Annotated in this window: 22 protein-coding genes; 3 read left to right on the plus strand and 19 right to left on the minus strand. The window is 43.5% G+C overall.

Going from position 1 to position 26,064, the window contains the following annotated elements; all coding sequences use genetic code 11:
- Positions 1–548 (minus strand): Ig-like domain-containing protein (locus BLP57_RS15035; RefSeq protein WP_092072908.1); only part of this gene is annotated, 548 nt, incomplete at its 3' end.
- A 153-nt stretch (positions 549–701) separates the two neighbouring features.
- Between BLP57_RS15035 and BLP57_RS15040 the strand changes: the two genes are divergently transcribed.
- The gene (locus BLP57_RS15040; RefSeq protein WP_092072911.1) at positions 702–884 is read left to right on the plus strand and encodes a ribbon-helix-helix protein, CopG family; all 183 of its coding nucleotides are present in this window, start codon (positions 702–704) and stop codon (positions 882–884) included.
- A 386-nt stretch (positions 885–1,270) separates the two neighbouring features.
- Here BLP57_RS15040 and BLP57_RS15045 read toward each other — a convergent pair whose 3' ends face one another.
- Together BLP57_RS15045 and BLP57_RS15050 are read right to left on the minus strand one after the other, a co-directional pair.
- Positions 1,271–2,707: an Ig-like domain-containing protein gene (locus tag BLP57_RS15045; protein WP_092072914.1), complete on the minus strand. Its 1,437-nt coding sequence runs from the start codon at positions 2,705–2,707 to the stop codon at positions 1,271–1,273.
- Positions 2,708–2,777: 70 nt separating this feature from the next.
- Positions 2,778–3,344, minus strand: a complete 567-nt coding sequence (locus BLP57_RS15050) for an HD domain-containing protein (protein ID WP_092072917.1) — start codon at positions 3,342–3,344, stop codon at positions 2,778–2,780.
- Between the two features lie 286 nt (positions 3,345–3,630).
- On the opposite strand from BLP57_RS15050, the gene BLP57_RS15060 reads away from it, so the two are divergent.
- The gene (locus BLP57_RS15060; protein ID WP_015526396.1) at positions 3,631–4,125 is read left to right on the plus strand and encodes an HD domain-containing protein; all 495 of its coding nucleotides are present in this window, start codon (positions 3,631–3,633) and stop codon (positions 4,123–4,125) included.
- Between the two features lie 99 nt (positions 4,126–4,224).
- Here the strand turns inward: BLP57_RS15060 and BLP57_RS15065 are convergent, their stop codons facing one another.
- Complete coding sequence (locus BLP57_RS15065; RefSeq protein ID WP_021650270.1) at positions 4,225–6,687, minus strand: glycogen/starch/alpha-glucan phosphorylase; 2,463 nt, start codon at positions 6,685–6,687, stop codon at positions 4,225–4,227.
- Entirely contained in the window at positions 6,687–9,851 is a 3,165-nt protein-coding gene (gene ileS / locus BLP57_RS15070; RefSeq protein WP_092072955.1) for an isoleucine--tRNA ligase, read from the minus strand. Before ileS ends, BLP57_RS15065 begins: the two co-directional genes overlap by 1 nt.
- 801 nt (positions 9,852–10,652) lie before the next feature.
- Between ileS and BLP57_RS15075 the strand changes: the two genes are divergently transcribed.
- On the plus strand, positions 10,653–11,933 hold the full coding sequence (locus BLP57_RS15075) for a D-alanyl-D-alanine carboxypeptidase family protein (RefSeq protein WP_242872646.1): 1,281 nt from the start codon (positions 10,653–10,655) through the stop codon (positions 11,931–11,933).
- Here BLP57_RS15075 and BLP57_RS15080 read toward each other — a convergent pair.
- From BLP57_RS15080 to BLP57_RS15145, 14 genes are all read right to left on the minus strand, one after another.
- On the minus strand, positions 11,910–12,866 hold the full coding sequence (locus BLP57_RS15080) for a 3'-5' exonuclease (RefSeq protein ID WP_021650273.1): 957 nt from the start codon (positions 12,864–12,866) through the stop codon (positions 11,910–11,912). The genes BLP57_RS15075 and BLP57_RS15080 overlap by 24 nt on opposite strands.
- Before the next feature lie 85 nt (positions 12,867–12,951).
- Positions 12,952–13,899 (minus strand): nucleoside hydrolase, encoded by a 948-nt coding sequence (locus tag BLP57_RS15085; RefSeq protein ID WP_092072926.1) that lies wholly within the window; start codon positions 13,897–13,899, stop codon positions 12,952–12,954.
- Positions 13,900–14,303: 404 nt separating this feature from the next.
- Positions 14,304–14,741, minus strand: a complete 438-nt coding sequence (locus tag BLP57_RS15090; protein ID WP_015526401.1) for an Hsp20/alpha crystallin family protein — start codon at positions 14,739–14,741, stop codon at positions 14,304–14,306.
- Positions 14,742–15,159: 418 nt separating this feature from the next.
- Complete coding sequence (locus BLP57_RS15095) at positions 15,160–15,906, minus strand: YibE/F family protein (RefSeq protein ID WP_092072929.1); 747 nt, start codon at positions 15,904–15,906, stop codon at positions 15,160–15,162.
- Positions 15,903–17,003 (minus strand): YibE/F family protein, encoded by a 1,101-nt coding sequence (locus BLP57_RS15100; protein WP_092072932.1) that lies wholly within the window; start codon positions 17,001–17,003, stop codon positions 15,903–15,905. Before BLP57_RS15100 ends, BLP57_RS15095 begins: the two co-directional genes overlap by 4 nt.
- Positions 17,004–17,194: 191 nt before the next feature.
- Positions 17,195–18,667 carry a PTS transporter subunit EIIC gene (locus BLP57_RS15105; RefSeq protein WP_092072935.1) on the minus strand — a complete coding sequence of 491 codons (1,473 nt, stop codon included), beginning with the start codon at positions 18,665–18,667 and terminating at the stop codon, positions 17,195–17,197.
- A gap of 113 nt (positions 18,668–18,780) precedes the next feature.
- A complete protein-coding gene (locus tag BLP57_RS15110; RefSeq protein ID WP_015526406.1) occupies positions 18,781–19,260 on the minus strand; it encodes a PTS sugar transporter subunit IIA in 480 nt (159 codons plus the stop codon).
- A 251-nt stretch (positions 19,261–19,511) separates the two neighbouring features.
- The gene (locus BLP57_RS17890) at positions 19,512–20,471 is read right to left on the minus strand and encodes an aP2 domain (protein ID WP_022426562.1); all 960 of its coding nucleotides are present in this window, start codon (positions 20,469–20,471) and stop codon (positions 19,512–19,514) included.
- Between the two features lie 75 nt (positions 20,472–20,546).
- On the minus strand, positions 20,547–21,332 hold the full coding sequence (locus BLP57_RS15120; protein ID WP_092072937.1) for a Spy0128 family protein: 786 nt from the start codon (positions 21,330–21,332) through the stop codon (positions 20,547–20,549).
- Between the two features lie 7 nt (positions 21,333–21,339).
- Positions 21,340–22,113, minus strand: coding sequence for a class B sortase (gene srtB, locus BLP57_RS15125; protein ID WP_092072940.1), 774 nt, complete (start codon positions 22,111–22,113; stop codon positions 21,340–21,342).
- Positions 22,114–22,143: 30 nt separating this feature from the next.
- Complete coding sequence (locus tag BLP57_RS15130; protein ID WP_092072943.1) at positions 22,144–23,124, minus strand: DUF7601 domain-containing protein; 981 nt, start codon at positions 23,122–23,124, stop codon at positions 22,144–22,146.
- A 105-nt stretch (positions 23,125–23,229) separates the two neighbouring features.
- The gene (lepB, locus tag BLP57_RS15135) at positions 23,230–23,775 is read right to left on the minus strand and encodes a signal peptidase I (RefSeq protein WP_092072946.1); all 546 of its coding nucleotides are present in this window, start codon (positions 23,773–23,775) and stop codon (positions 23,230–23,232) included.
- A gap of 42 nt (positions 23,776–23,817) precedes the next feature.
- The gene (locus tag BLP57_RS15140; RefSeq protein WP_139148860.1) at positions 23,818–24,147 is read right to left on the minus strand and encodes a hypothetical protein; all 330 of its coding nucleotides are present in this window, start codon (positions 24,145–24,147) and stop codon (positions 23,818–23,820) included.
- Between the two features lie 11 nt (positions 24,148–24,158).
- The gene (locus BLP57_RS15145; protein WP_092072952.1) at positions 24,159–25,961 is read right to left on the minus strand and encodes a DUF7601 domain-containing protein; all 1,803 of its coding nucleotides are present in this window, start codon (positions 25,959–25,961) and stop codon (positions 24,159–24,161) included.
- Positions 25,962–26,064 lie beyond the last annotated feature (103 nt).

The following is a 26,064-nucleotide window of genomic DNA, read 5'->3' on the forward strand; positions in this document are numbered from 1 at the left end:
GTAATTTTACATGTTGCCTTTTTTCCACTTCCGTCTTTTGCTTTTACAGTAATTGTAGCAGTTCCGTTTCCAACTGCTTTCACAACACCTTTTGAAGATACTGTGGCTACTTTTTTATTGCTGCTTGTCCAAGTTACTGCTTTATTGTTAGCACTGCTTGGAGAAATTGTTGCTTTTAAAGTAAGAGATTTTCCCTTTTTAAGTGTAGCTGATGTTTTATTCAGCTTTATGCTTTTTACTGGCTGTTTAACTGTCACTTTGCAAGTAAGTTTTTTCTTTCCATATTTTGCAGCGATGACCGCTGTTCCTTTCTTCTTAGCCTTTACAACACCTTTTGAAGATACTGTTGCTACACTCTTCTTACTGCTTGTCCAAGTGATTTTTCCCTTGGTTCCTGTTGCTTTCAGTGTGTAAGTTTTGCCAACATTGAGGGAAATACTCTTTTTGTTCAGCTTTGCCGCACTTGCTGAAACTGGCATTGCAATCACACTTAGCAACATGAACATCAAAAATATTATTGATGCTTTTTTGAATCTCTTCATACTCATTTTCCTCTCTATTCTCCTGAATCTTTTTCTTTAATAGTAACATAATGCCCATTTTTTTACAATCTATTGTATTACAAATAGATACTAATTCATAATATATAAAACAGTCATTAGGCACTCTATAATCAAATACAGATTGAGGAGTGATACGATATGAAAAACGAACCTTTAATAATAAAAAAGCGTGGTGAAGATGGCAGCAGAGTTATCACAGTTAGAATAAAAGAGGATATTTTAGCATCTTTAGACCAGCTTGCAGCGGAAAGCAATTATTCACGAAATGAATTGATAAATATTATCTTGCGACATGGGATTGAGAATATAAAGATTGAATGAGAGTGGAAATCTACTCTTTTTTCTTTGCTCTTGGAATATCTACATTTTTCCTAAAACCTTTATCAGAGAATATTTGTATAGTCCGATAAACCTTTAAGGAAAAAAGATAAAACTTGTTTTCCGCTCTCTTGAAATGATAGAATAGAAGAAAAATGTTTGGGGTTACAAGTATTATTTTGCTGCATGATATACTAAGTACATAAAGAACAAGAGAAACAAGCCATCAAACGCAAACTTGACCGCAGACATATTCTCTATTCTGTTCAAGGCAGAGGAAGTAACGCTACTTTCAAAATAGAAAAAATTCCTAGTCCCTTGAGGGACACGCACAGCTATTATAAAAGGGAGCCGAAAAGCTCCCTCCATAGTTTGCAATCTTGAATTTTTTAACCTACCATCCTTTTGGAAACTCCGTAAAAAGAATCTTTCTGATTGTCATCTAACTTGATATATCCTCTCTGTCCATTGTATTTGAAAATCATATAGTTATTATTGTCTTTTGAACAAAATCCCTCTAAAGTAGCAACAGCACCTTTTTTTAGAGTAAAGTTATTTTTCCCACTTGGAGAACTATAAAAAACAAGATTTTTCATTGCTACAAATTTGTTATCATAAAAATAATTTTGGTAACCATCCTGATAATACTCTGAGGTTAATTTACTCTTGTCTTTGTAATATAAAGAAGTTGCAGCGGCTGTATCAGACGCTCTTTTAAATACACCATTTGAATATACATAAGTATATTCCACATTAACTGCGCCTGTAAGATATGGTTGAATTAAGTATTTTATTTTAATCGTATTATTTCCATTAAATGCTATATCATCAAGTATGGTGTAAGCATGTGAAAAACCACCCAATTTTTCATTTAATACTGTTTGAAATTTATTAGTTGCCTTATTATATTGAATAAAGAAATCGTCTTCGGAATATGAATAACCACTTTGAACTCGTATTATCTGAATATTATTTTTTAATGCTATATAGGATATGCAAACATTATCACTCGATAATGCAAACTTCTGTGCATTTTTCCCATTTACAGATATTGATAACGTGCCATTAAATTTATTATCAGACCATCCAGTTCCTGTGGCTTGGATATCAAGCTGATCTGCATTTCCGTCTCCTGTCAGATCAATTTTGGTATGTAATTCATGATTTCCATAGACAACATTTATCATACCTAAATTCAGCTTTACTCCAATAATAGCTGTATGAATTGGAGTGTTATTAGATGGTGTATTTGTTGTTCCTACCGTAATTTTACAAGTTGCTTTCTTCCCACTTCCATCTTTCACTTTCACTGTAATTGTGGCAGTTCCATTTCCAACAGCTTTCACAACACCTTTTGAAGATACTGTTGCTACTTTTTTATTGCTTGAACTCCAAGTTACCGTTTTATTGTTAGCACTGCTTGGAGAAATTGTTGCTTTTAAAGTAAGAGATTTCCCCTTTTTAAGTGTAGCTGATGTTTTATTCAGCTTTATGCTTTTTACTGGCTGCTTAACTGTCACTTTGCAAGTAAGTTTTTTCTTTCCATATTTTGCGGTGATGACCGCTGTTCCTTTCTTCTTAGCTTTTACAACACCTTTTGAAGATACTGTTGCTACACTCTTTTTGCTGCTTGTCCAAGTAATTTTCTCCTTTGTTCCACTTGCTTTCAAAGTGTAAGTTTTTCCAACATTAAGGGAAATACTCTTTTTGTTCAGCTTTGTGGCACTGGCTGAAACTGGCATGGCAATCACGCTTAACAGTAAACAGCACAATAGCATAACTGACAGTTTTTTGATTCTTTTCATACTCTTTACTGCTTTTTTCATTACTTTTTCCCCCTTTTATAAGCATTTTGGACTTATTCCATACATATTAGTATACAAGAGTTATTCATATTCAACAACCTTTTTTCTGAATTTTCTGTACACTATCTTCCTGAACCTTTGCGCGAAGCTCTTTCAGATATTCCGAGAATTTCACCTGTTCATTTCCGTAAGTCATCTGCAGATCATACTCCAGCGGAATCCAGGTTTTAATATCAGATTCATTGTGCTGGATCAGGGCTTCCAGCTTGTCCAGAGCTTTATAGATCCTGGCCTCCAGAGTCTGCTGCGCTTCCATCTCCTGATATAGTTCCGCCATATCTTTATCGAACGGCGCCGGCAGAGTCTTCACCCATTCTCCCAGCACATCGGCTTCTTTCTCCGAATCCTTATCCGTTTTTTCAAAGGCCGGGATATCTCCGGTAAAAGCTTCTCCCAGATCATGGATGAGGCACATTTTCATAATTTTCAGAAGATCTGCCTCAGGAAACTCATCACTGACAAAGTATGCCATCAGCGTGATCCTCCAGGAATGCTCTGCAACGCTCTCCCGCCTGCCACCGGAAGTATAACTATGACGCACTGCATCCTTTAACCGCTCTGCAACGGAAAGTACTTCGATCAGTTTTTCTGGTTTCATATATATTACGCTCCTCTTCTTTTTATTATGTCAACCATCTAAATCAACTATTTTCAGCCTATCTTATAGCTGTCCATAAAACCGTTATAGCGTTTTCACTTTACTATACCATAATTTCCCAAAGAACAGACCCCCAAAAAACATTCTCCTTACTTCTACGCGCTGACATTTCCCATCCCAAATAAATTTGTCCAAGCTAATTTCTAAAAAAACTATAAACCATATTGCATTTTTCTCCATAATCGTCATAATGAAATTATAAACAAAAGAAAGAAGGTGATTGCCGATGGATATCACGGTGTCGGATGAGGTCTCACAGGAATATCATGCGCTTGTGAAGAACATCCTCTGTAACAGAGAGTTCCTGAAGCTGAGCCTGTACACCCACCACCAGTGGACCACACGGCTCATGCACAGTATCAATGTTTCTTACCTCTCCTGGTTCATTGCCAGGAAGCTGGGATGTGACGAGAAAGCCGCCGCAAGGGCAGGGCTTCTCCACGATTTCTGTCCCTATGACTTCAGGGCGAAGACACCGACCGGTGAGCATCAGGCGTTTTATCACCCGAAGGCTGCCGCAGACAACAGTGCCGCACACTTTGATGTCACAGACAGAGAGCTGGATGCGATACTCTCACATATGTTCCCTCTGGGACCTCTTCCACGCAACAGGGAAGCCTGGATCATCAGCTTTGCCGATAAAGCCTGCGCCATCGCGGAAGGCTGCCATATCGCCATTGCACTGGCCAGGCGGAACCGGATCGTCATCAATCCGGCATAATTTCCACACAAAAAACAGGGCCGTCGCCACTTCTGACGCGCCCTGTTTTTGTGTGGAAATTTATTTTATGGTAATACTTTGCAGATTACTTTCTATATCTTAGTTCTCTTTCACAACAACCTTATCCAAATGCCAGATATCATCTACATACTCCTGGATAGTTCTGTCGGATGTGAACTTACCGCTGCATGCTGTATTAAGAAGTGCCATCTTAGCCCAGCGTTTCTCATCCTTATATGCTTCCTCAACACGCTTCTGTGCCTCTGCATAGGAACGGAAGTCGCCAAGGATGAAGTACTGGTCAGGTCTCGGCATGTTGCGTTTGTCGAGAAGTGAATTGTAGATGTCACGGAACATCTCTGTATCGCTGGAGAAGGTTCCGTTGATCAGCTGCATCAGTACCTGACGGATCTCCGGATCTGTGTTGTAGATGAAGTCCGGATCGTAACCGCCGTTGTTCTCATAGTTGATGATCTGGTCGGAGCTCATACCAAAGATAAATGCATTCTCCTCGCCAACCTCCTGTACGATCTCAACGTTAGCACCATCCATGGTTCCAAGTGTCGGAGCACCGTTCAGCATGAATTTCATGTTACCTGTACCGGAAGCCTCTTTACTTGCTGTGGAGATCTGCTCGGAAACATCTGCTGCCGCAAAAATGATCTCAGCGTTGGATACACGGTAGTTCTCGATGAATACAACCTTCAGCTTACCGTTGATGGAAGCATCATTGTTTACAACATCTGCCACACAGTTGATCAGCTTGATGATCTTCTTTGCACGTGCGTAAGCTGCGGAAGCTTTTGCACCAAAGATAAATGTTCTTGGATAGAAATCCATCTCCGGATGTGCCTTGATCTGGTTGTACAGATAGATCACATGCAGGATGTTAAGAAGCTGACGTTTGTACTCATGAAGTCTCTTAACCTGGATATCGAAGATAGAGTGCGGGTCAACCTCAACACCATTGTGCTCCAGGATATATTTTGCAAGACGCTCTTTGTTCTTGAACTTGATGGTCATGAACTCCTGAAGAGCCTTCTCATCGTCTGCGTAAACCTTAAGCTTGGAAAGTTGGGAAAGATCTGTGATCCAGTCCGGTCCGATCTTGTCTGTTACCCAATCAGCCAGAAGCGGGTTTCCATGAGCAAGGAAACGTCTCTGTGTGATACCGTTTGTTTTGTTGTTGAACTTCTCAGGCATCATCTCATAGAAATCCTTCAGCTCCTGATTCTTGAGGATCTCGGTATGAAGGCGTGCAACACCGTTTACAGAGTAGCCTGCAACGATCGCAAGGTGAGCCATCTTAACCTGTCCGTCATAGATGATCGCCATCTTCTTGATCTTCTCGAAGTTTCCAGGATATTTCTGCTGGATCTCAAGAATGAAACGACGGTTGATCTCCTCGATGATCTGGTATACACGCGGAAGCAGTCTGGAGAACAGCTCGATCGGCCATTTCTCAAGTGCCTCGGACATGATGGTGTGGTTGGTGTAAGCACAGCATTTTGTTGTGATATCCCATGCCTGATCCCAGCCAAGACCTTCCTCATCGATAAGAATGCGCATCAACTCTGCAACTGCAACTGTCGGATGAGTATCATTCATCTGGAATACAACCTTCTCATGAAGCTTGGTAATGTCGTCGTGTGTTTTTTTGTATTTGGCAATCGCTGCCTGAAGGCTGGCAGATACGAAGAAGTACTGCTGTTTCAGACGAAGTTCTTTACCTGCCATATGGTTATCATTCGGATAAAGCACCTCTACGATAGTACGTGCAAGGTTCTCCTGCTCTACTGCGTTGTGATAATCACCCTTGTCAAAAGAGTCAAGGTTGAAGTCTACGATCGGCTCTGCATCCCAGATACGAAGTGTGTTTACAACATCGTTGTTATAACCTGTGATCGGCATATCGTAAGGAACAGCCTTAACTGCCTGATATCCTTCATGGATGAATTTATTCTCGTTCTTCACCGGATCCCACTCAACGCGTACATATCCGCCGAAATGAACCTCTTTTGCATACTCCGGACGACGGAGCTCGAAAGGATAGCCGTTCTTCAGCCAGTTATCCGGTGCCTCTACCTGATAACCGTCACGGATCTCCTGCTTGAACATACCATAACGGTAACGGATTCCGCATCCGTATGCACAGTAGTTCAGAGTTGCAAGAGAATCCAGGAAGCATGCTGCCAGTCTTCCAAGTCCACCGTTTCCAAGAGCCGGATCCGGCTCCTGGTCTTCGATGCAGTTAATGTCAAGTCCAAGCTCCTCAAGAGCCTCCTTAACCTCGCCGTATGCACCAAGGTTGATCAGGTTGTTTCCAAGGGCACGGCCCATAAGGAACTCCATGGACATATAATATACGATCTTCGGGTCCTGTTTTTCATACGCCTTCTGGCTCTTGAGCCAGTTGTCAATGATCACATCCTTCACAGTGTAGCTTACAGCCTGAAAGATCTGCTCCTGTGTAGCCTCTTCCAGTGTTTTTCGATAAAGGAATTTTACGTTTTCTTTTACACTTTTTTTGAATTCCTCTTTCTCAAACTGCTTGTCAATCATTAGTTTTCCTCCTGTACTTTGGATACTCCCAGTGTTACAGCCTCTTTATTGATGTTCCACTCCTTGGTATAACCCTCTGCTTCTCCCAGAATAATGTTTTCTGCCAGTACTTCACGTTTGATCTCATCCTGGTTTGCTTTCATGATATCCATGATCTTATCGTTATCTTTTGCATAGACAATGATCTTGTCCATGACTTCGAAACCAGCCTCTTTACGCATAGTCTGAACCTTGCTGATGATCTCGCGGACAAAGCCCTCCTGGATCAGTTCGGGTGTAAGGTTTGTATCAAGGACAACGGATGTCTCACCGTCTGTCTCTGTCACATAGCCCTCGCTCTGGGCTGTTTCGATCAATAAGTCTTCCTCTGCAAGCTCGACGCTGTTTCCGTCAATGTCAAGAACGAGAACACCATTATCTCTCAGCTCTTTCATTGCTGCGGTTCCGTCGATCTCGGAGAGTGCGGTACGGATGCCGTTCAGAAGCTTGCCGTATTTCGGTCCTACTGTACGAAGCTGCGGCTTGAAGCTGTAGGAAATGAAGGACTCTACATCATCTGCGAATTTCACTTCTTTTACGTTAAGCTCATCTGCGATGATATCTGTGTAGAATTTATCCATAGCTTTCTCAGCCTTTACATACATGGTTCCGATCGGCTGACGGTTCTTGATGTTTGCGGTATTTCTGCATGCACGTCCGAGAACAACGATCTCAAGAAGCTCTTCCATGTTTGCCTCAAGATCCTTGTCGATCCATGCCTCGTTTACCTCCGGGTAATCGCAGAGATGGATACTCTCCGGAGCGTCTGCATCAATGCTTCTTACAAGGTTCTGGTAGATATCCTCAGTCATGAACGGGATCATCGGAGCTGCAGCCTTGGCAACAGTTACCAGTGCTGTGTAAAGTGTCATGTAAGCATTGATCTTATCCTGCTCCATGCCCTTTGCCCAGAAACGCTCACGGCTTCTTCTTACATACCAGTTACTCATATCGTCAACAAATTCCTGAAGTGCTCTTGCAGCCTCCGGAATCTTGTAGGAACCAAGATCCGCATCGACAGTCTTCACCATGGTATTCAGCTTGCTGAGCAGCCATTTATCCATAACCGGAAGCTTATCGTAATTTAAAGTATATTTAGTCGCATCAAAATTGTCAATGTTCGCATACAGTACGAAGAATGCGTAGGTGTTCCACAGAGTGCTCATGAACTTTCTCTGTCCCTCTACAACTGCCTTGCCATGGAAACGGTTCGGAAGCCATGGAGCACTGTTGATGTAGAAATACCAGCGGATCGCATCTGCGCCGTATTTGTTCAGTGCATCAAACGGATCTACTGCATTTCCCTTGGACTTACTCATCTTCTGTCCGTTCTCATCCTGTACATGTCCCAGAACGATTACATTCTTATACGGAGCCTTGTTGAAAAGCAGTGTGGACTCAGCAAGAAGGGAGTAGAACCATCCTCTTGTCTGGTCAACAGCCTCGGAGATGAAGTCTGCCGGGAACTGCTGCTCGAACAGGTCTTTATTCTCAAATGGATAATGATGCTGTGCAAAAGGCATTGCTCCGGAATCGAACCAACAGTCGATTACCTCCGGTACACGGTGCATGGTCTTGCCGCAATCCGGACACTTCATGGTGATATCATCAATGTATGGACGGTGAAGCTCGATGGTCTTCGCACGCTCGTCACCACTCTTCTCATAGAGATCCTGGCGGCTTCCTACGGATTCCATATGTCCGCACTCACACTGCCAGATGTTCAGTGGTGTTCCCCAGTAACGGTTTCTGGAAATACCCCAGTCCTGAACATTCTCAAGCCAGTCACCGAAACGTCCTTTACCGATGCTCTCCGGAATCCAGTTGATAGTATTGTTGTTACGGATCAGATCATCCTTTACTGCAGTCATCTTGATGAACCAGGACTCACGTGCATAGTAGATAAGCGGTGTGTCACATCTCCAGCAGTGCGGATAATCATGCTCGAATTTCGGTGCGTCAAAAAGCTTGCCCTCTTTGTCAAGGTCTGTGAGGACCATCGGGTCCGCTTTCTTTACGAATACACCTGCGTATGGTGTCTCTTTGGTCATGTTACCCTGTCCGTCTACGAACTGTACGAACGGAAGGTCATACTCACGTCCGACACGGCTGTCATCCTCACCAAATGCAGGTGCGATATGAACGATACCGGTACCATCACTCATGGTAACGTAGTTGTCACAGGTTACGAAATGAGCTTTTTTGCGCTGTTTTGCTGCTGCCTCTCCTGCACATGCAAAAAGCGGCTCATATTCTCTGCGCTCAAGGTCTGTTCCTTTATATTTCTCAAGGATCTCATATGCAGGCTCATCATCCTTTGCAAGCTTGCCGAGAACCTTGTCCAGAAGTGCTTCTGCCATGTAGTAGGTATAGCCGTCTGCTGCTTTTACCTTACAGTAGATCTCATCCGGGTTTACACAAAGTGCAACGTTGGACGGAAGTGTCCACGGTGTTGTTGTCCATGCCAGGAAGTATGCGTCCTCACCAACAACCTTGAAACGTACGATCGCAGAGCGCTCTTTAACAGTCTTGTAGCCCTGAGAAACCTCCTGTGCGGAAAGCGGAGTTCCGCAGCGTGGGCAATAAGGAACGATCTTAAAGCCTTTATAAAGAAGACCTTTTTCCCAGATCTCTTTCAACGCCCACCACTCGGACTCGATGAAATTGTTGTCGTATGTTACATACGGATGCTCCATGTCAGCCCAGAAACCAACGGTAGATGAGAAATCCTCCCACATTCCCTTGTATTTCCATACGCTCTCCTTACACTGCTGAATGAACGGCTCCATTCCGTACTCCTCGATCTGCTCCTTGCCGTCAAGGCCAAGCTTCTTCTCAACCTCAAGCTCAACCGGAAGTCCGTGAGTATCCCATCCTGCTTTTCTCGGAACCATGTACCCCTTCATTGTACGGTATCTCGGGATCATATCCTTGATAACTCGTGTCAGAACGTGTCCGATATGTGGCTTACCATTTGCGGTAGGCGGTCCGTCATAGAATGTGTATGTCTCGCCCTCTTTACGGCTGTCCATACTCTTTTCGAAAATCTTGTTGTCTTTCCAGAATTTCTCGACTTCTTTTTCACGGTCAACAAAATTCAGATTCGTGTCAACTTTACGATACACAATATTTACCTCCTGTGTCTGATTACTGGCTGCTGCCTCATCTGTAAGGCCACAGCGGATTGTTTCTTCACAGATACCTGTTCGTGCCAATGCTTCGGGCACTTATAAAAAAAGACCCCATCCTGTAAAAGGACGAAGTCTGATTCGCTGTACCACCTGTTACATTATACGGGCCTGTGTCCGGATCCCTGCGTCTTCTGCTGTGTTCTTATGCTCTGTGTTATGGCGCGGGCTATTGTTCCATGTCTGTTCATGGCGGACAATTCTTTGTATCTGCCGATATATGTTCCCTGTAACGGAGGAAATCCGTCAGTTCTTACTTAATGATCATCTGTATATCAGATATTCTTCCGGCTGCTGCCGGACAACTTCGGAACTGAAGCTCAGGAGTGATATTCCGCCATATTTACTCGTCCCGGGCTCCCACCATCCCCAGTTCGCTACAAGCTTTCCATATGGCCTACTGTCTCCATCACAGCTTTTTCTATATACGCTGTCTATTATAGGTTGGGGAAAATCCATATGTCAAGTGTTTTCATGGATTTTTTCTTATTATATGTATGTTCACTTCTTCTTAATGGAATTTTCACAGACTGCAAGTGGTTTTTCCGGGAGGAAAGTGGTATACTACTACAGAATCTTGAGGGCCAAAATACAGCGTTTCATTAATACAATGCTATAATTAATGAAATACTGCACCTCATCACAAAACGGGCAAGATTTTTTCGGTTACTGATTCTCAAATGAATAATAACCTTCTCGCCCGGATTTATCACTGAAAGGTATCTTGTTATGAAAAATATGAAAAAACGATCCTTGCGTCGGATCTTTGCAGGCATTCTCGGCATAGGGATCCTGCTCACAGGCGCAGCTCCCTGCGCGGCGGCTGCCTATGGATACGATGAATATGGTGATCCTATCGTCACTGCCACACCGGTTCCTGATGGTCAGGCAGCAGCAGTCACGCCTGCTCACTCCAGCTATTATTCACAGGCTGCCGACACCGATTCCATTGACGGGTGGCCCAAAGGTCCCGGCATCGAAGCACAGGCTGCAGTCCTTATGGACGTAAATACAGAAGCCGTTCTTTATTCCAAAAATGCGGACACACAGCTCTACCCTGCCAGCATCACGAAGATCCTGACTACACTGCTTGCCTGCGAAAATCTGAATACTAAGACAAACATTACCGTATCTGAAAAAGCCTCCACCAGTGTAACTGCCGGAGATTCCAGTATTTATGCTGCTCCCGGTGAAAAATTCACCAGGGATCAGGCCCTGATGGCTGTCATGCTCCAGTCCGCTAATGAAATGTCTGTCGCCGTTGCGGAAGAAGTTTCCGGCTCTGTAAAGAAATTCGCAGAACTCATGAACTGGCGCGCCAAGCTTTTTGGCTGCAAGAACACACACTTTAACAATCCCAACGGTCTTCCGGATGAGAATCATTACACCACAGCCTCCGACATGGCAAAAATCGCCAAATCCGCCTGGCTGAATCCTCTTTTCCGGCGATACTGCACCAAACGTTATTACGAGATCCCGCCTACCAATAAATTTGCGGAAGCCCGCCAGCTGCTCAATCATCACAAGATGATGAAAAACGGCGAATATTATTATGAAGGCGTCCGTGGCGGAAAAACAGGCTACACGGATGCATCCGGCAACACACTTGTCACCTACTGCAAACGAGGAAATATAACGCTGGTAGCCGTGATCCTGAATTCTACTTCCGCGGCAAATGCTTACAGCGATACTGCTTCTCTTTTTAATTATGGTTTTGAAAATTTTGAAAAGGTGGATATGAAGGTGTCCATGGAGCCAGTCCCGTTTAAGGTACTCCCTTGTGACAAATATATCCTTAAGAATAACGGAAACACCTATCCGTTTTATTATCAGACAAAGGTTTATGTGACCCTTCCAAAAGGTATCAAAAAATCACAGCTTAACAAACGCCAGGCCGTTCTTCAGAATGCTGTCGGCCCACTGCGTCTGAAAAGCAAATATTATTATAAGAAACAAATGGTCGGATGGGGAATGCAATACGAACGAAACATCGTATCAGATCTTCTCCTGGCTTCGTAACATTTTCCTGCGGCGGAGAGATTCGTGCTTTTCACGGATCTCATCCGCCGCTTCTGTATCTTCTGCTCTCAGGGTCTTCACCCCGAAATATTTTCCCTCATCGGTTTTTCGGATCCGGATCTTTCCGGCAACAGGTCCATGCTCATGGCAAAGGGCAAGGCTGTAATATACCTTGGAATTGTTGGTACTGAACCAGCGGATCTTCCTCTTGGCAGGGCATCTGCAAATGGGACACATGGTACTTACCATGGTACGGTCCTTCATCAGACGCTCCTTTGATACAAATTCCCTGGACACAAACTTGTCATGGTCTGTATAGGAAATATAGATCTCGCTGTCTCTGGATTTTGGATTCTGATATACATCCAGGGACGGATGGCGGATCATGCAGGCTTCATCGATCTCCAGGAGTATCCTGGCAGTATAGCTGGCGTCTGCCAGTGCCCGGTGAAAATCCCGGTTTTTGGGAAGCTGCAGGTAGTCTGTAGCATATTCCAGGGAACGCCTGGATATTCCATCCTCGAATTTTATGCTGAAAAGTTTCTGCACATCGTAGTAATGCACCGGCCCTGGCATCAGCTTCAAAAGATTATAGTATTTCATATTGCGCTGAAGTTCCATCACATCCTGGTCTCCCCAGGTAAAAAAGCGATACTCCTCCCCGCACCATTCCAGAAATCTGCGGATTGCCCTTGGAAAAGGGATGCCTTTTTCCAGTTCATGATAATCCACGTGGATCACTTCGTGGATACTGTCGTGGATCCAGTGGTACACTTTGGGCTTGATTAGGCACTGAAAGGTATCAACGATCTCTCTTTTTTCATTTAATTTTACTGCCCCGATCTCTATGATCTCAAACGGGAGCCGACTGTCCGGATGTCTTCTTCCATCCGGATTCTGGTTCCATTCCAGGTCAAATACAATATAGTTCATGGGTTTTCTGTCCTCTTATCTGACTGCTCAGCTGCTTCATAAATGCAGCTGTTTCCGGATCGTTGTCCGGCTATTTCATATTTTTTCATTCGGACACAGAATAAATCGCTTCAAACAGCTCCTGCTGGAAGCTTTCTGTATCTGCATCTGTCAGAATCATATCTTTCATTTCGTCTTCTTCGTGTAGCCACCAGCGGAAATCGCATAATGTGGCACCCCGTCCGGCACCGTCTGAACAATCCACATCCAGGAATACTTTTTCTGTTTTAAAGAACTCCGGATGGATGAGATACATAAACGGTACAGCAGCATGGATACTTGCCACGCAGCGATATTTGGAAAAATTTTCAAGTACGTAGCCAGCCATATCTCCACAGGCTCTGGCTGCCGGATCACCGGACTGGCACAGCTTCATGATCTGGTTTCTGGTGAGATTACATTTCAGGGTAGCATCCAGTCCACACATGATCAGTGGGATTCCGGAATCGAATACGATCTTTGCCGCCTCCGGATCTGCGTAGATGTTGAATTCCGCTGCCGGTGTGATGTTTCCGCCTTTTGCTGCGCCGCCTGTAAAAACAATTTTTCTGATCTTATTCTTTATTTCAGGAAAAACCTTCAACAGAAGTGCAAGATTAGTCATTGGTGCAGTTTCGATCATTACTACCTGCTCGCCCTCCGGCATGGCATTCAGAATGTCACGGATAAAAAGCACTGCATTATCAGAAGCAGCCTCTGATTTTGCTTCCGGCAGTACGCAATGGCCAAGCCCTGTCTCTCCGTGGAATTCTTCCGCATAAATTGCCGCTTTCACAAGAGGACGGTCCTGGCCTCCTGCCACCGGAACCTTCAGTCCGTAAAAATCCACCAGCTCCAGTGCATTTTTGGTCACTCTTTCTATCCTGGTACTTCCTGCAGATGTCGTCACTGCAAGCAGCTCCAGTTCATCCTGATGTGCTGCCGCATATGCCAGTGCGATCCCGTCATCGATTCCGGGATCACAGTCCATGATAACCTTGATCTTATCTCCCATATATTCACCTCTGTAAAAACTCTTTCCCCAATTTTATAGTATTGCCGAATTTCCGCTGTTTACCTGTTCCAAGTATAACAGAGTGAGGAAAGAGTGTAAAGTTAATCAGAATTCGTTACTGTTCACTCCGTTCTCAGCAACACGCTTCGCGGAATATTACCAGTAAACAATAATCAAAATTCACCTCTGTACTTCAGGCTGAAACGTAAAGAACCCCTCTGCCAGGCATTGGCAGAGGGGTTGAAAAAAGGGGGTTATATTCATTTATATAAACAAATGCGATGTGCAATTTGGAGCTTTAATATTTGCAATATCCGTTTGGGTTGTTCCGGATATTGTTATTATGCTATATCCCATCACCCGGAGCTTGCAATCCAGTACCGGGGCTTCACAATAAATGCTGATCAATCAATAGAAACAAATTTCTTCTCTTCTGCTTCTTTCTTGGTCTCTTCCTTCGGGAAGGTTACATGAAGGATTCCGTTCTCATATTTCGCATGGATATCTTCATGCTTAATGCTCGAGCCTACATAAAAGCTTCTGTTGCAGGTTCCTGTATAACGTTCTCTGCGAACATATTTACCTTTATCATCCTTCTCGTCTTTCTTCTCTTCTCTGGTTGCCTGAATGTTCAGATAACCATTCTTCAGCTGGATCTTCACATCCTCTTTCTTAAATCCCGGAAGATCGATCTCCAGTTCATAATTGCCATCTACATCACGGATATCTGTCTTCATCATATCCTTCACCTGAGGATAAGCATTGGCAGCTGCCTGACGGCCTGTCGGATATCCCATAAAATCATCAAATAAATCTTCTCCGAAAATACTTGGCATTAACATAACTCATTCCTCCTGATCTATATTCGCTGCGTGCTGCGCAGGCGTTTTTAATTTACTGTTTCTGAAAACATCTGCAAATTCTGTAAGAACTTTCTCCGGAAGATTTCTTTTTTCTCTCTTCCTTTGTTCTGTATGTACTATAACACGCATTATTAGCACTGTCAAGAGGCGAGTGCTAATTTCACACTTTCTTCACATTTTCCGTAATTTTACGATCCATTTTTCCGATACATATGTCTGAAGCGCCGAAGATAGAAGGACTCCCAGGATCAGAAATGGAACTGCCTGTAAAAGCACTCCCATAAATACATAAATATAATAACTGCTTTCATAAAAGAGAGCCCACGTCTGCTGAATACAGGAAAGAACATCTGTATCGGGACCATGGATTCCGTATTCAGTGCAGTGGAGATATGCTTCATGAGATCTGTCGAATAATACATCTGATCGATACCGGGACGGTAATAAGGCAGGCTACCGCACCAGATAGCATGACTGCAACATCCTGGAATAGGAACTGGGAATTAAGAATGATCTCCAGGCTATATTGCTGTGTCTGAATGTATGAAAATAATAAAATAGTTCCTCCAAGATAAGCAAACAGCAACGTATTTACCGTTGTACCGATAATTTCTTTCCCAACCTGATAGCCGGAAGCTGTAAGCTCTTTCGCTGTCAGACTGTTTTTATGAGTCCAGACTTCATATACAGAAGATGTTACAGATAATGCTGTATCGATAACAGCCCCAAGAGTACTGAAAACAGTTACAAATATTCCTACATGAAGCATGTTAATATGAAGATCCGTACTGTAATAATACATAAAATCATCTTCTGAAATCTGGATCTCATTTAACCCGTAACTTCCTGATCTCCATGTAATAATATAAATCGGAATAAACAAAAGTAACATTACCAGCAGTGTAGCCAGAAAAGCCGCCCGCGTCTTTGGATTATTTCCGTTCTGATAAAACAGAGAAATATAACAGACACCTGCACCTGCCACCAATATCAGGAGCAGTACAGGAAAACCGGCAGACATCAGCATAATTGAAAAAAACAAAATTACAATATTCCCCGCCAGTGTCATAATTGACATGGCTCCACGCTCTCCGCCAATCAAGATCACCAGAAAAATTAAAATCAATGCAAGAAAAATGATCATTCTCTGACACCCCTTTTCCGTGATGGTATTTTCATAATCACTGAAGCAATAAAAACAGATACCGGTATTGCCAGTACAATTCCAATACTTTCTATCAGAAAACGACAGATATCATATGGAATGTGGTATCTCACGATCGTTATAAAACTTATATCATTATTCATCTTAAGTATGAACATGGGAATCATACCGCTTGCCAGAACAAACAGCAGTACATTTATCATGGTTCCCATAATATCATATCCGATTTCACGACCGGAATGTATCAGTCTTCTCAGAGAAACCGATGGATTTTTCCGCACGATCTCTCCTATTGCTGCGCTGATCGTCACCGTCACATCCATAATTGCACCAAGTCCTGTCAGCATAATATCTGCCCAGAATATATCTGCTGAATTGCCTGTACTTCCAAGGTATTCCAGATTGGAATAATCCAGATCTCCGTACATATAAATAGAAAATTCAAACAATGCCATGATCAGAAACAGAACACACAGTGTTGAAAGAACTGAGGAAAATGTTTTTCTATGAATTCCATTTAAGCAGATCAATGTAGTCAGTGAAAAAAGAACTGCGATGACATTACAGATATTTAAAATATTTTTCCCTTCTGTAAAAGCCTGAAATCCATACGCAAATATGACTGTATTCAGTATCAGTGATATGATCGTGTAAAATCCCTGCTTTCCTGTAATGCAGATCAGAAGAAAAAATAATCCTCCTGCCAGTAATGCCAAATACCCATCCCTTTTTACAGAACGTATCGTTTTTCCGGGGCTTTCCTTTGAACCGCTTAAAAGAACGGTGTCTCCTTTATGATATTTCTTGGTCTGAACCTGAGAAGATGTATATTCATTAGAGACCGTTATTTTTTCCCCTTTATGCGAACCGTTTAATATCCGTGCCGTAATATTCTGAGTATAGTAATATTCTTTTGAGCCCCTGGTTCCTTCTCTGCTCAGAGTCTGTTTTTCTGTTACGGAACATATTTTTGCCAGCGGTGTATGATAAAATCGGGAATTACAGCAGGTAAACAGAACAAAAATAATATATATGCCGGCTAAAAGATATTTTTTGTGAAATATGCAGGATTTCATTAACTTCATTCCCCCTGTAGAAATATTGCAATTGTAAACGCACTGACCGGTTGCTTTTTATCGAAGTAACATTGTACGCTTTTTGAAAGTATCGGTCAATATAAGGTATACAAAAAAAAGCAGCAGAACCGTTTTCACAGTTCTGCTGCCCCCATAATTATTTTAACAAATACCTAACTCCAAAAAAGCCATTATTTACAAAGCGCAGAAAATGCATCTGCAACAAACTGAACCTTGGTTCCGATAATAACCTGTACAGAAGTTTTTCCAGGTTTGATCACGCCCGCAACACCTGCAGATTTGATCACCTTATCATTTACAGCTGTAATATCCTTAACCTCAAGTCTCAGTCTTGTGATGCAGTTATCGATGCTTGTGATGTTCTCTTTTCCGCCACAGCCTTCCAGGATCTTTGCGGCAATAGCAGTATAGTCATCATTTGCAAGCTCGATATTCTTCTCTGCCTCAAGATCGTCATCGTCTTCTCTTCCCGGAGTCTTCAGATCAAATTTCTTGATGGCAAAAAGGAATACAACATAGAATACGATAAATGCTGCAATTCCAAGAGGAAGGATGAGCCATGTCTTCTGTGCTGCCGGAAGTGAGGATGAGAAAAGTAAATCCATCGCACCGGCGGAGAAGCTGAAGCCTGCACGGAATCCAAGAGCAACTGTGATCATGGTAAAGATACCGTAAAGTAATGCATAGATCACATAGAGGCCAGGAGCAAGGAACATAAATCCAAACTCGAACGGCTCAGTTACACCACAGATAAATGCACAGATCGCTGCAGATGCAACAAGACCGATCGCGATTTTTTTCTTTGCAGGTTTCGCACATCTTACCATTGCAAGTGCTGCACCAGGAATACCAAACATCATACATGGGAAGAATCCGGACATGTACATTCCAAGGCTCCAGGATACATCTGCAGAGGTTTCACCTGCCCAGAAGTGCTGAAGATCACCAAGTCCGATGGTGTCAAACCAGAATACATTGTTCAGTGCGTGATGTAATCCGGTAGGGATCAGCAGACGGTTCAGGAATGCATAGATACCTGCACCAACAACATCCATACCTGCAACTGCTTTTCCTAATGCTACAAGTGCACTGAAAAGTAATGGCCACACAAACAGTAATACAGCAGATACGATAATGGAAACCACTCCTGCGATGATCGCTACGCAGCGCTTGCCGCTGAAGAATGACAGCCAGTCAGGAAGCTTGGTGCTCTTGAATTTGTTATAGCATGTAGATCCGATGATACCGGCAAGGATTCCGATAAAAGGATTCGCAATTTTGTCAAATGCAAGAGTCTTTGTTGCATTGTCAGCGATTGATGGCATGATGGTTGTAACAAATCCTGTAGAAAGAAGTGTTGTGAGCATCAGCCAGGATGCAAGTGCAGCAATTCCGCCGGTTCCGTCATTCTTTTCTGACATACCGACACCAACACCGATAGCAAAAAGGATTGCCATGTTGTCGATCAGAGCTCCGCCTGCCTTAACCAGAAACAGACCGATCAGATTGGCTGCGCCATGAATGTCTCCACCCTGCATAGTTGCCGGACATAACCAGTATCCGATACCCATGAGGATACCACAGATTGGCAGTACTGCCACCGGAAGCATTAACGCTTTTCCCAGTTTTTGAAGAAATTTCATATATTTCCCCTCCCTTAAAATAAATATATTTGACCGGATCACTCCGGTTATAACACCCCGAAAATTGCTACTATCTCCGGGCTGCTATAAGCCTGTCAGCTGCATGAAGATGATCATGAAAGCTTGAGGACGGCTTCATCCGCCGAAACATCCCCCTCCTTCTGGAGGCTTATCTTTCCGTAATCATCTGTGTTGCAGATCAGAACCGGGATAATCGTGTTTAAACCGGCTTTCTCAATTTTGTCCAGATCAGCCTCTATCAGAAGATCACCCTTTTTAACCTTGTCACCTGCTGCAACGTGCGCTTTAAAAGGTTCGCCCTTAAGTGTGACTGTATCCAGTCCGATATGTATCAGTATTTCCGCGCCCTGAGTGCTTGTCAGCGTAACTGCATGAAGCGTATCAAATACCATTGCCACCTCACCGTCTGCCGGAGCATATATCCTGCCGTCTGCCGGGATCACGGCAAAACCGTCACCCAGTACCTTATCCGCAAAGACAGGGTCCGGAACCTCCGCCAGGGGAACCACTCTACCCTTGCAGGGTGCATAGATTAAATTTCCTTTATCTTTTCCTTTAAAAAATTTCAGCATATTCTCTTCCTCCCGTTATTTCACCACTTTTTCCGGTATTGATATCCGCGATGTCGATTTGTAAATATGTCTATATATTTTTTATCCATTCCGGGTTTATATTATATATTTCGTATAATTTTCATTTTTTGATTTTTAGGCATGTGTATATATTAACCATTATTTTCGGTTTTGTCCACATTTTTATCGGTATTTTTCAAAAAAATAAGCTGTAGCACATTAACGCGACAGCTTATGTGAGAATATTCAGTTTACTTCAGCAGTTCTTTTTCTTTCATATTCGTTGTCACCTGAAACTCTCCGTTGATCCGTTGGATCTCGTATACCAGGGGATTATTTCTGGCCCAGCCGGGATCTTTTTCTGCCTGCCGGTTCCAGCTGTACCAGGCGCGGACAAAGCCTTCGTGGATGGTAGATTCCGCTTCCTGGCGGGCCTGGACCGCATCCTGATAATCCACAAAAGTTCCGATATAAAATCGTTTCCCCTTGAATCCGATGGTAGCACGGTATTTTCCATTCCGCAGCTGATAGACGCCACGGAATCCGCTGGTATTATCACTGCGGTGCTTTCTTTTTTCCAGCATCTCCACACAGGTTCCATCTACCATATGCAGCTGCCCGGGAAGCTCCTTCCATATCTCCTGTCTCAGACAGCCACAGCTTCTGTAATTACCATGAAGAAGGCCATCCTCTGTCACATCCACTTCATTTCCGCAGTCACACCGACAATGCCAGAACACAGAGCCCTTTTTGCTCCTTTTATCTGTATGATAGAGAGCAGTCAGCCGCCCGAAACGCTGTCCGCTGATGTCGGTGATCCCGCGACCTCTGACATAATGGCCGCAACCGCAGCTGGTACATTTTCCGGCTTTCAGGCTGTGTGCAGTGGAAATATGCATATTCCCGCAGTCACAGCGGCATTCCCACCTGGTCCTGCCGTTTTTACTTTCCAGTTTTTTTACTGCCACAAGTTTCCCGAAACGCCGGCCTGTAAGGTCTTCTGCCACCGGTCCTCTCTTGGCACTGTTTTCCGGAATACATCCACAGTCCTTTACAGTCCCACGCATCAGATGTCTGGTATTTACTTTTATCTCATTTCCACAATCACATCTGCACAGCCATACAACATACCTGTTTTCCCGCTCATCCAGTTTTTTCAGTACCGTCAGATGACCAAATCTCTGACCTTCCAGTTTAAGTCCGTTTGCCATCCTCTGTCCCTCACATTTCGTCAAAAAAAGCGATGCGGTAGAAATTTTTCCTGCCGCACCGCTGTCCGGATCCTGTTATTTATCCGTTTTCTTTTTTCTTCTGACAAATACTGCTGCCAGTAATACCACGCATCCGGAAACGCAGATCACTGCGATCCATTTTGCAATGTTTGTGTTATCTCCTGTTTTTGGCATAGCTTTTACATGACTGGAACCAGTATTTCCTGTATAGGAAGAAGTTCCCGTATAGGAAGAAGTTCCGGAAGCAGGCGGATTGCTGTCAGGTTTTATCGGCGTGTTCGTTATGGTCGCTGCCGGAGTTCTGGTCGGCACTGCAGTCGGAGTTTTTTCCGGAAGTGGTGTCGGTGTATTTTCCGGTACAGGTGTCGGCGTATCCACAGGATCGTAGGAATTCACAAAGCCGATATCCTGTTTCTCGCTGTTCATCTGTGCATCGGTATGTGCAGCCACAACTGCTTCCAGATCACCGGACTCTCCGTTCGTTACTGTTACTTTCACATAATAAACGGTATTGTCATAATGTCCGTTTTCCAGCTTTCCAGGCTGCTGGGAAACGCTGTAAGTGTATACGCCAGGAACAGCATATTCCACTGCAGGAAATTCTGCTTTCCCCGCACCTGTGATCGTGATCGTATTTTCTTCCGGCATGGGTGCTTCGTCCTCACCCTGAAGAATGATCGTATAAGTTTCGTCCGGAGATGGCTTCTCACCTGACAATTCCACGCTGACAGGAATCTTTACTTCCGCAACTCCAGCTGCCATAGCTGAAATCGGAAAAACTGTCAGGCACAGAACCGCAAGCAGGAGCACTGCCGGAAATTTTCGTATATTCGTCTTCATCCCCTCCTTACGTCTCCGGCGAATAAGGTTTCATTACCGCCAGAAGAACTGTTCTTGCATCTGTAAATTCCGAAGAGCAGGTTGACATTGCCAGTATCTGGGAAAAATCTTCGGACTTTCCAATGTTATCCATTGTCTGCTGATGGACATGTTCCGCGTTTTTTCTGACAAAATCCACAAGTCCGCTGGTGTCCGCCTGCCATTTTCCCGTTGCAAAAATAGACTCCTCAGATGCGGAAACCTGCATACATGCAAAAATTTCCAGCTTGTAGGAACGGTCAGGCAGAATCAACGTACCTGTGGTGCTTTTGTTGAAAAATTTCTTTTTTCTGTAAAGATCCAGATCTCCGAACATCTTATGCTCTGCCATGTGATGACCATACAGGAGAGAATATTTCCCCCGAAAATTCCTGTCACAGCCGGAATCCAGAAAGATACTTCCTGACAAAGCAAAATCACCGTATACATCGGTGTTGATGTAAGTCAGGTTATCTTCTCCCTGAAGGATCGGATAGTCGATCTTTGTGTGGTCCAGTGTGATCCATCCACAGACATCCGGATTGATTTTGCGGAGCTCTTCAAAAGAAGTGCCTCCGTCTTTCTGTTCCGGGTCGGGTTTCAGTTTTAAGAGCTGGGACTGGATGTCGTCCACAGCGCCATAGACCTGTGCGTTATCCCAGAGTGCATACCCGGAATACGCCGCCGCCAGGATCAGAAACAATGCTACAATGGCAGTAACCAGAGAGTTGGCTGCTTTCAGAAAAAACTTAGATGCGTTCATACTGCCTCCTCTCTGCTGCCTGGATGATCATTAGTCTTCGTATTTACGTCTTCTGGTGATGAATGCTGCACCTGCGATTACGATCACACCTGCGAATACGAGGATGTATGGGAGGGTTGTGAGGTTGATGCCAGTGTCAACTTCACCGTTTCTACTGTTTTCGAATGCTGCTGTCTGATTATCTGCGTTTACACTACCTGTGTCACCGCTCTTTGTTGTTGTGTAGCCATCTGCTGCTGTCTCGGTAACAGTATAGGATACTCCATATGGAAGGTTAGCAATGCTGATTGTCTCGCCATGTTTCAATAAGAATGTTGTTTCTTTACCAATTTCAATGGATGTAGGATTTGCTGTATTGCTACCACCGGATACAGCATAAGAACTAGCATATGTTTTTCCTTTTTCACCTGTTAAGGTTACTTTGAACTCGAAGTATTTAGACTGATCACCAAGATTACCTTTAACTGTTTTGGAAATGTTTAATTTACCTGCGGAGTAGGTATTTGTAAATGTATCAGATTTTTCTCCTTCAGCTTCTGTATGAACTGCTGCTACACGAAGTTTTCCATTCTCTCCCTGAATAACAGTTACAACGAGTTTAATGTCGTTTCCGTAATAAGTAACACCTGCTGTCTGATTATCTTCTTTTTCTTTTAATGTGTACTCATAAATACCAACATGTTCATAAGTAGGCAGTGCAACTGTAATCTCTCCAGGTGTTCCATTAACAGTCGCTGCTTGCTCAGCAAATGTAGCACCTGTGATTGTTCCAAGTGCCGGAGCTGAAGTTGCCTCACTATCTCTTACTGTTCCATCTCCAACCTGAACTAATGTGAAAGTCTCTGCTGGAGAAGTTGTTCCCTCATTTGTAAGCTTGTAAGCTTTCTTAATAGTAACCGTTGACTGGTCAGTGTACGTAGTGCCTGCATCTGCCGCAAACACCGTACTTCCCATGGTAAGCATGGTGGCTGCTGCGATCAAACATGCTAACAGTTTCTTTGTCTTTTTCATAAGAAAATCCTCCTAGAAATATAAATTTATTTATAAGCTCATAAAAAGCAGCTTATACATTTTGACTGTGATGTTCCCCTGAAAATGGGAGAACAGTTACTTTTTTTACAGTTCCCTTCTTCGAAGTATAGTGATCACTTTTGCTTTTACATCCTCCGTGGAGATGGAACCGAATTCACGGCTGTCTTTTGCATGGGTTCGGTAATCTCCCAGAATAAATACACTGCCTTCCGGAACTGTATAGGGATATGTGATCCCTTCCTTTGCATATGTAGGAAATGCAATTTCTCCTGTCTGGGCTGTTCCGTTTACGAGAAGCGTTCCTGTGTCATCCATTGTGATCACGTCGGTTTCGCATCCCAGGATACGCCCTACGTAAGTTTTGCCGTCGACTTCATACACGACAACATCTTCTTTTTCAAGATTCTGTTCCAGCCGATAACCAATGAGAAGATCTCCGGCCTCCACTGCCGGGAACATTTCATTATCCGGTGCCTGGCCTATAAGAAAAACCTGTGTAAACAGCAGCCAGCCAACGGCCACGATCAACACAATCCGCCAGAAAAGACGGATGTAGCCTTCCTTTATTTCTGTAGAATATCTTCTTTTCCGGATTGTCTGAGAACAGGTTTGATCTTTTTCAGCACGCATCACCTCCGCACCTCTTCTCTGGAACTATATCCTGTGAACAGATCAGACATTTGTATCCTGTCCGGTAGTCCCTCTTTCAGCAAGTTCCTTATATTTGCGAATCATGGCATCACAGCTTTTCTGATGGTCAGCGATCAGTGCATCGTACCGTGCACGTTCTGCACTTAAGGATGTTTCATAAATCTGATTCAGCTCTTCCAGCTTTTTCCAGAGATGAATTTCATCCACTCCGCCAAACAGCACTTTCCGAAACCTGACCGTCCGGAACCACTCCTTCAGCTTTTCGTGCTCATGATTTAACGCCTCTGTCTGCGGAAACCGCTCTGCTCCAGCATTGCGGCTTCCTTTTTTTCCTGACCGTTTCTTCTTCATCACAACCGCCTTCAACTCCAACGCTTCCTGCGCCCGAATAACAGCACACCTGCTCCGGCAGCTACGATACCTAATGCCAGAATGTATGGTGTTGTATTGAAATCCAACCCAGTGTCCGGGATTGCGTCTTTGTTGTTGGTAAAGGTAACTTCATGTGCGGTATTTTCATCCTCATTCAATTGCTGAATACTGGATATTGTCGCAATGTTGCCTTTAGCAGAAACAGAATTGTTTATTGTATAAGAAGTTTCATATCTACTGTTGCTATAATCATCCTCTGTAATTGTCACCGTTGCTCCAACTGGAACCTTTGTCAGCATTTTTGTCTGGTTATCCGACAATGTGATTTCCGCTGAACCACTACACTGTGTCTCATCGATGTTAAATGGAAGACTAATATTTCCATTTACTACAAAAACTTTGAAGTGGAACGCTTTGCTCTTATCCCCCATATTTCCGGTTACAATTTTTTTAATATTTACAGTTGTATAAAGCGGTATATAGTGAGCATAAAAATTTACGGTACCATCTGCTAACTCTGTATCAGTTGGACGATATGGCCAGGTTGTAATTTTCTGATCTCCACATGCTCCTCCGCCATCATTTTCCGGATACCAACCATCCAGAACATATGTTATTCCATTGATAACTTTTTTACTGCCTATTGTAGCTTTTTCTGTTGTTTCAACATTTCTTCCTCTTATATAATCTTTTGCATCGGACAGATCATATCCTGACGCCTCCGGACTTTTAATCCAGAATTTTGCAGTAAAAGTTTTTTTACATACAATATCAATCGTACAGTCAATATGATACTTCTGCACTGATGTTGTGCTGTTATCTCTTGAAATTTTGAATGGTTTTAATGTAATTTCTGTCACATCTTCTTTTTTTAAACCTGTTATTCCCAATTTCTTTTCCAGATTACCTTTATAATCTTTCCAAATAGAATCCAAAATATAATTAAAATATGTTTTTCCATCCACATTTCCACTTGAATCGCTTCTTTTTACAATCCATGAAGATCCTGCAGTTTCATCTGGCCATGTACTAACATGATTGCTCACATTTTCCCTAATATTTTTATCCTTGTTATCAACCTTTTCCCATTTTGCCCCCTTAGTATTAATTTTTCCAAATAATTTGCTCTTGTCTGATTCTGGTGCCCAATATTGGGTATCATTACTTTCCGGAATGCCATCTGGTGTAGCCAGATAATAGATAGCTGCTATTCCGGTATAGTTGTTATAACTACCCCTTCGTTCCTGCACCGCTACCGGATCTTGCTTCTGCTCTATATCCTGTACTGTCTGTGCATCCGCCTGCGCTTCCAGCTCCACATCCTGCACCTCATCTACCGATGCATCTGCATCTCCCGCCGGTGTCGCAGCTGGTTCTTCGGGCTGTTCGGTCACGGTCGGCTCCTCCGGCTGTTCGGTCACGGTCGGATCTGCTGGCTGGATTGGCTCTTCGCCAGGCTCTACGGATGGCTCTTCCGGCTGCTCCGGATCCTCAGATGGAGCTTCGATAACATCTGTCGGTTCCTCTGTATTTTCATCTCCGGTTGTCACCGCAGGTTCTTCCGGTTGTAATTCATCCACCGACTGATCATTTTCCGCTTCTGTGGCTGTCAGCTCTTCTGCTTCCTCTGCGGATCCGGACTGTACTGTTTCAATATTTTCATTGGCTGTTTCACTGCTGGCCTCTACCGCAAACGCTGAGATGGAAACACTGCAGATCATTGCAAACGCAATACAGACTGAGAGGACCTTCCTCCACAGACGGTGTTTTCCAGATGAATGATTATGTATCATACTTCAAACCTCCTTCTTGTATGCTATGGCAGTCAAAAACAGGCACTGCTCATTACATGTCCATGCCGGTATTTCTGCTCTTTCGCAGAGCACAATACTCTGT

It is taken from the genome of Blautia sp. SF-50, from assembly GCF_900101315.1.
Taxonomy (GTDB): Bacteria; Bacillota; Clostridia; order Lachnospirales; family Lachnospiraceae; genus Blautia_A; species Blautia_A fusiformis.

Coding starts and splice junctions, on each gene's coding strand:
- BLP57_RS15040 (WP_092072911.1), top strand. CDS start 702: ATGAAAAACGAACCTTTAATAATAAAAAAGCGTGGTGAAGATGGCAGC.
- BLP57_RS15045 (WP_092072914.1), bottom strand. CDS start 2,707: ATGAAAAAAGCAGTAAAGAGTATGAAAAGAATCAAAAAACTGTCAGTT.
- BLP57_RS15050 (WP_092072917.1), bottom strand. CDS start 3,344: ATGAAACCAGAAAAACTGATCGAAGTACTTTCCGTTGCAGAGCGGTTA.
- BLP57_RS15060 (WP_015526396.1), top strand. CDS start 3,631: ATGGATATCACGGTGTCGGATGAGGTCTCACAGGAATATCATGCGCTT.
- BLP57_RS15065 (WP_021650270.1), bottom strand. CDS start 6,687: ATGATTGACAAGCAGTTTGAGAAAGAGGAATTCAAAAAAAGTGTAAAA.
- BLP57_RS15075 (WP_242872646.1), top strand. CDS start 10,653: ATGAAAAAACGATCCTTGCGTCGGATCTTTGCAGGCATTCTCGGCATA.
- BLP57_RS15080 (WP_021650273.1), bottom strand. CDS start 12,866: ATGAACTATATTGTATTTGACCTGGAATGGAACCAGAATCCGGATGGA.
- BLP57_RS15085 (WP_092072926.1), bottom strand. CDS start 13,899: ATGGGAGATAAGATCAAGGTTATCATGGACTGTGATCCCGGAATCGAT.
- BLP57_RS15090 (WP_015526401.1), bottom strand. CDS start 14,741: ATGTTAATGCCAAGTATTTTCGGAGAAGATTTATTTGATGATTTTATG.
- BLP57_RS15095 (WP_092072929.1), bottom strand. CDS start 15,906: ATGATCATTTTTCTTGCATTGATTTTAATTTTTCTGGTGATCTTGATT.
- BLP57_RS15100 (WP_092072932.1), bottom strand. CDS start 17,003: ATGAAATCCTGCATATTTCACAAAAAATATCTTTTAGCCGGCATATAT.
- BLP57_RS15105 (WP_092072935.1), bottom strand. CDS start 18,667: ATGAAATTTCTTCAAAAACTGGGAAAAGCGTTAATGCTTCCGGTGGCA.
- BLP57_RS15110 (WP_015526406.1), bottom strand. CDS start 19,260: ATGCTGAAATTTTTTAAAGGAAAAGATAAAGGAAATTTAATCTATGCA.
- BLP57_RS17890 (WP_022426562.1), bottom strand. CDS start 20,471: ATGGCAAACGGACTTAAACTGGAAGGTCAGAGATTTGGTCATCTGACG.
- BLP57_RS15120 (WP_092072937.1), bottom strand. CDS start 21,332: ATGAAGACGAATATACGAAAATTTCCGGCAGTGCTCCTGCTTGCGGTT.
- srtB (WP_092072940.1), bottom strand. CDS start 22,113: ATGAACGCATCTAAGTTTTTTCTGAAAGCAGCCAACTCTCTGGTTACT.
- BLP57_RS15130 (WP_092072943.1), bottom strand. CDS start 23,124: ATGAAAAAGACAAAGAAACTGTTAGCATGTTTGATCGCAGCAGCCACC.
- lepB (WP_092072946.1), bottom strand. CDS start 23,775: ATGCGTGCTGAAAAAGATCAAACCTGTTCTCAGACAATCCGGAAAAGA.
- BLP57_RS15140 (WP_139148860.1), bottom strand. CDS start 24,147: ATGAAGAAGAAACGGTCAGGAAAAAAAGGAAGCCGCAATGCTGGAGCA.
- BLP57_RS15145 (WP_092072952.1), bottom strand. CDS start 25,961: ATGATACATAATCATTCATCTGGAAAACACCGTCTGTGGAGGAAGGTC.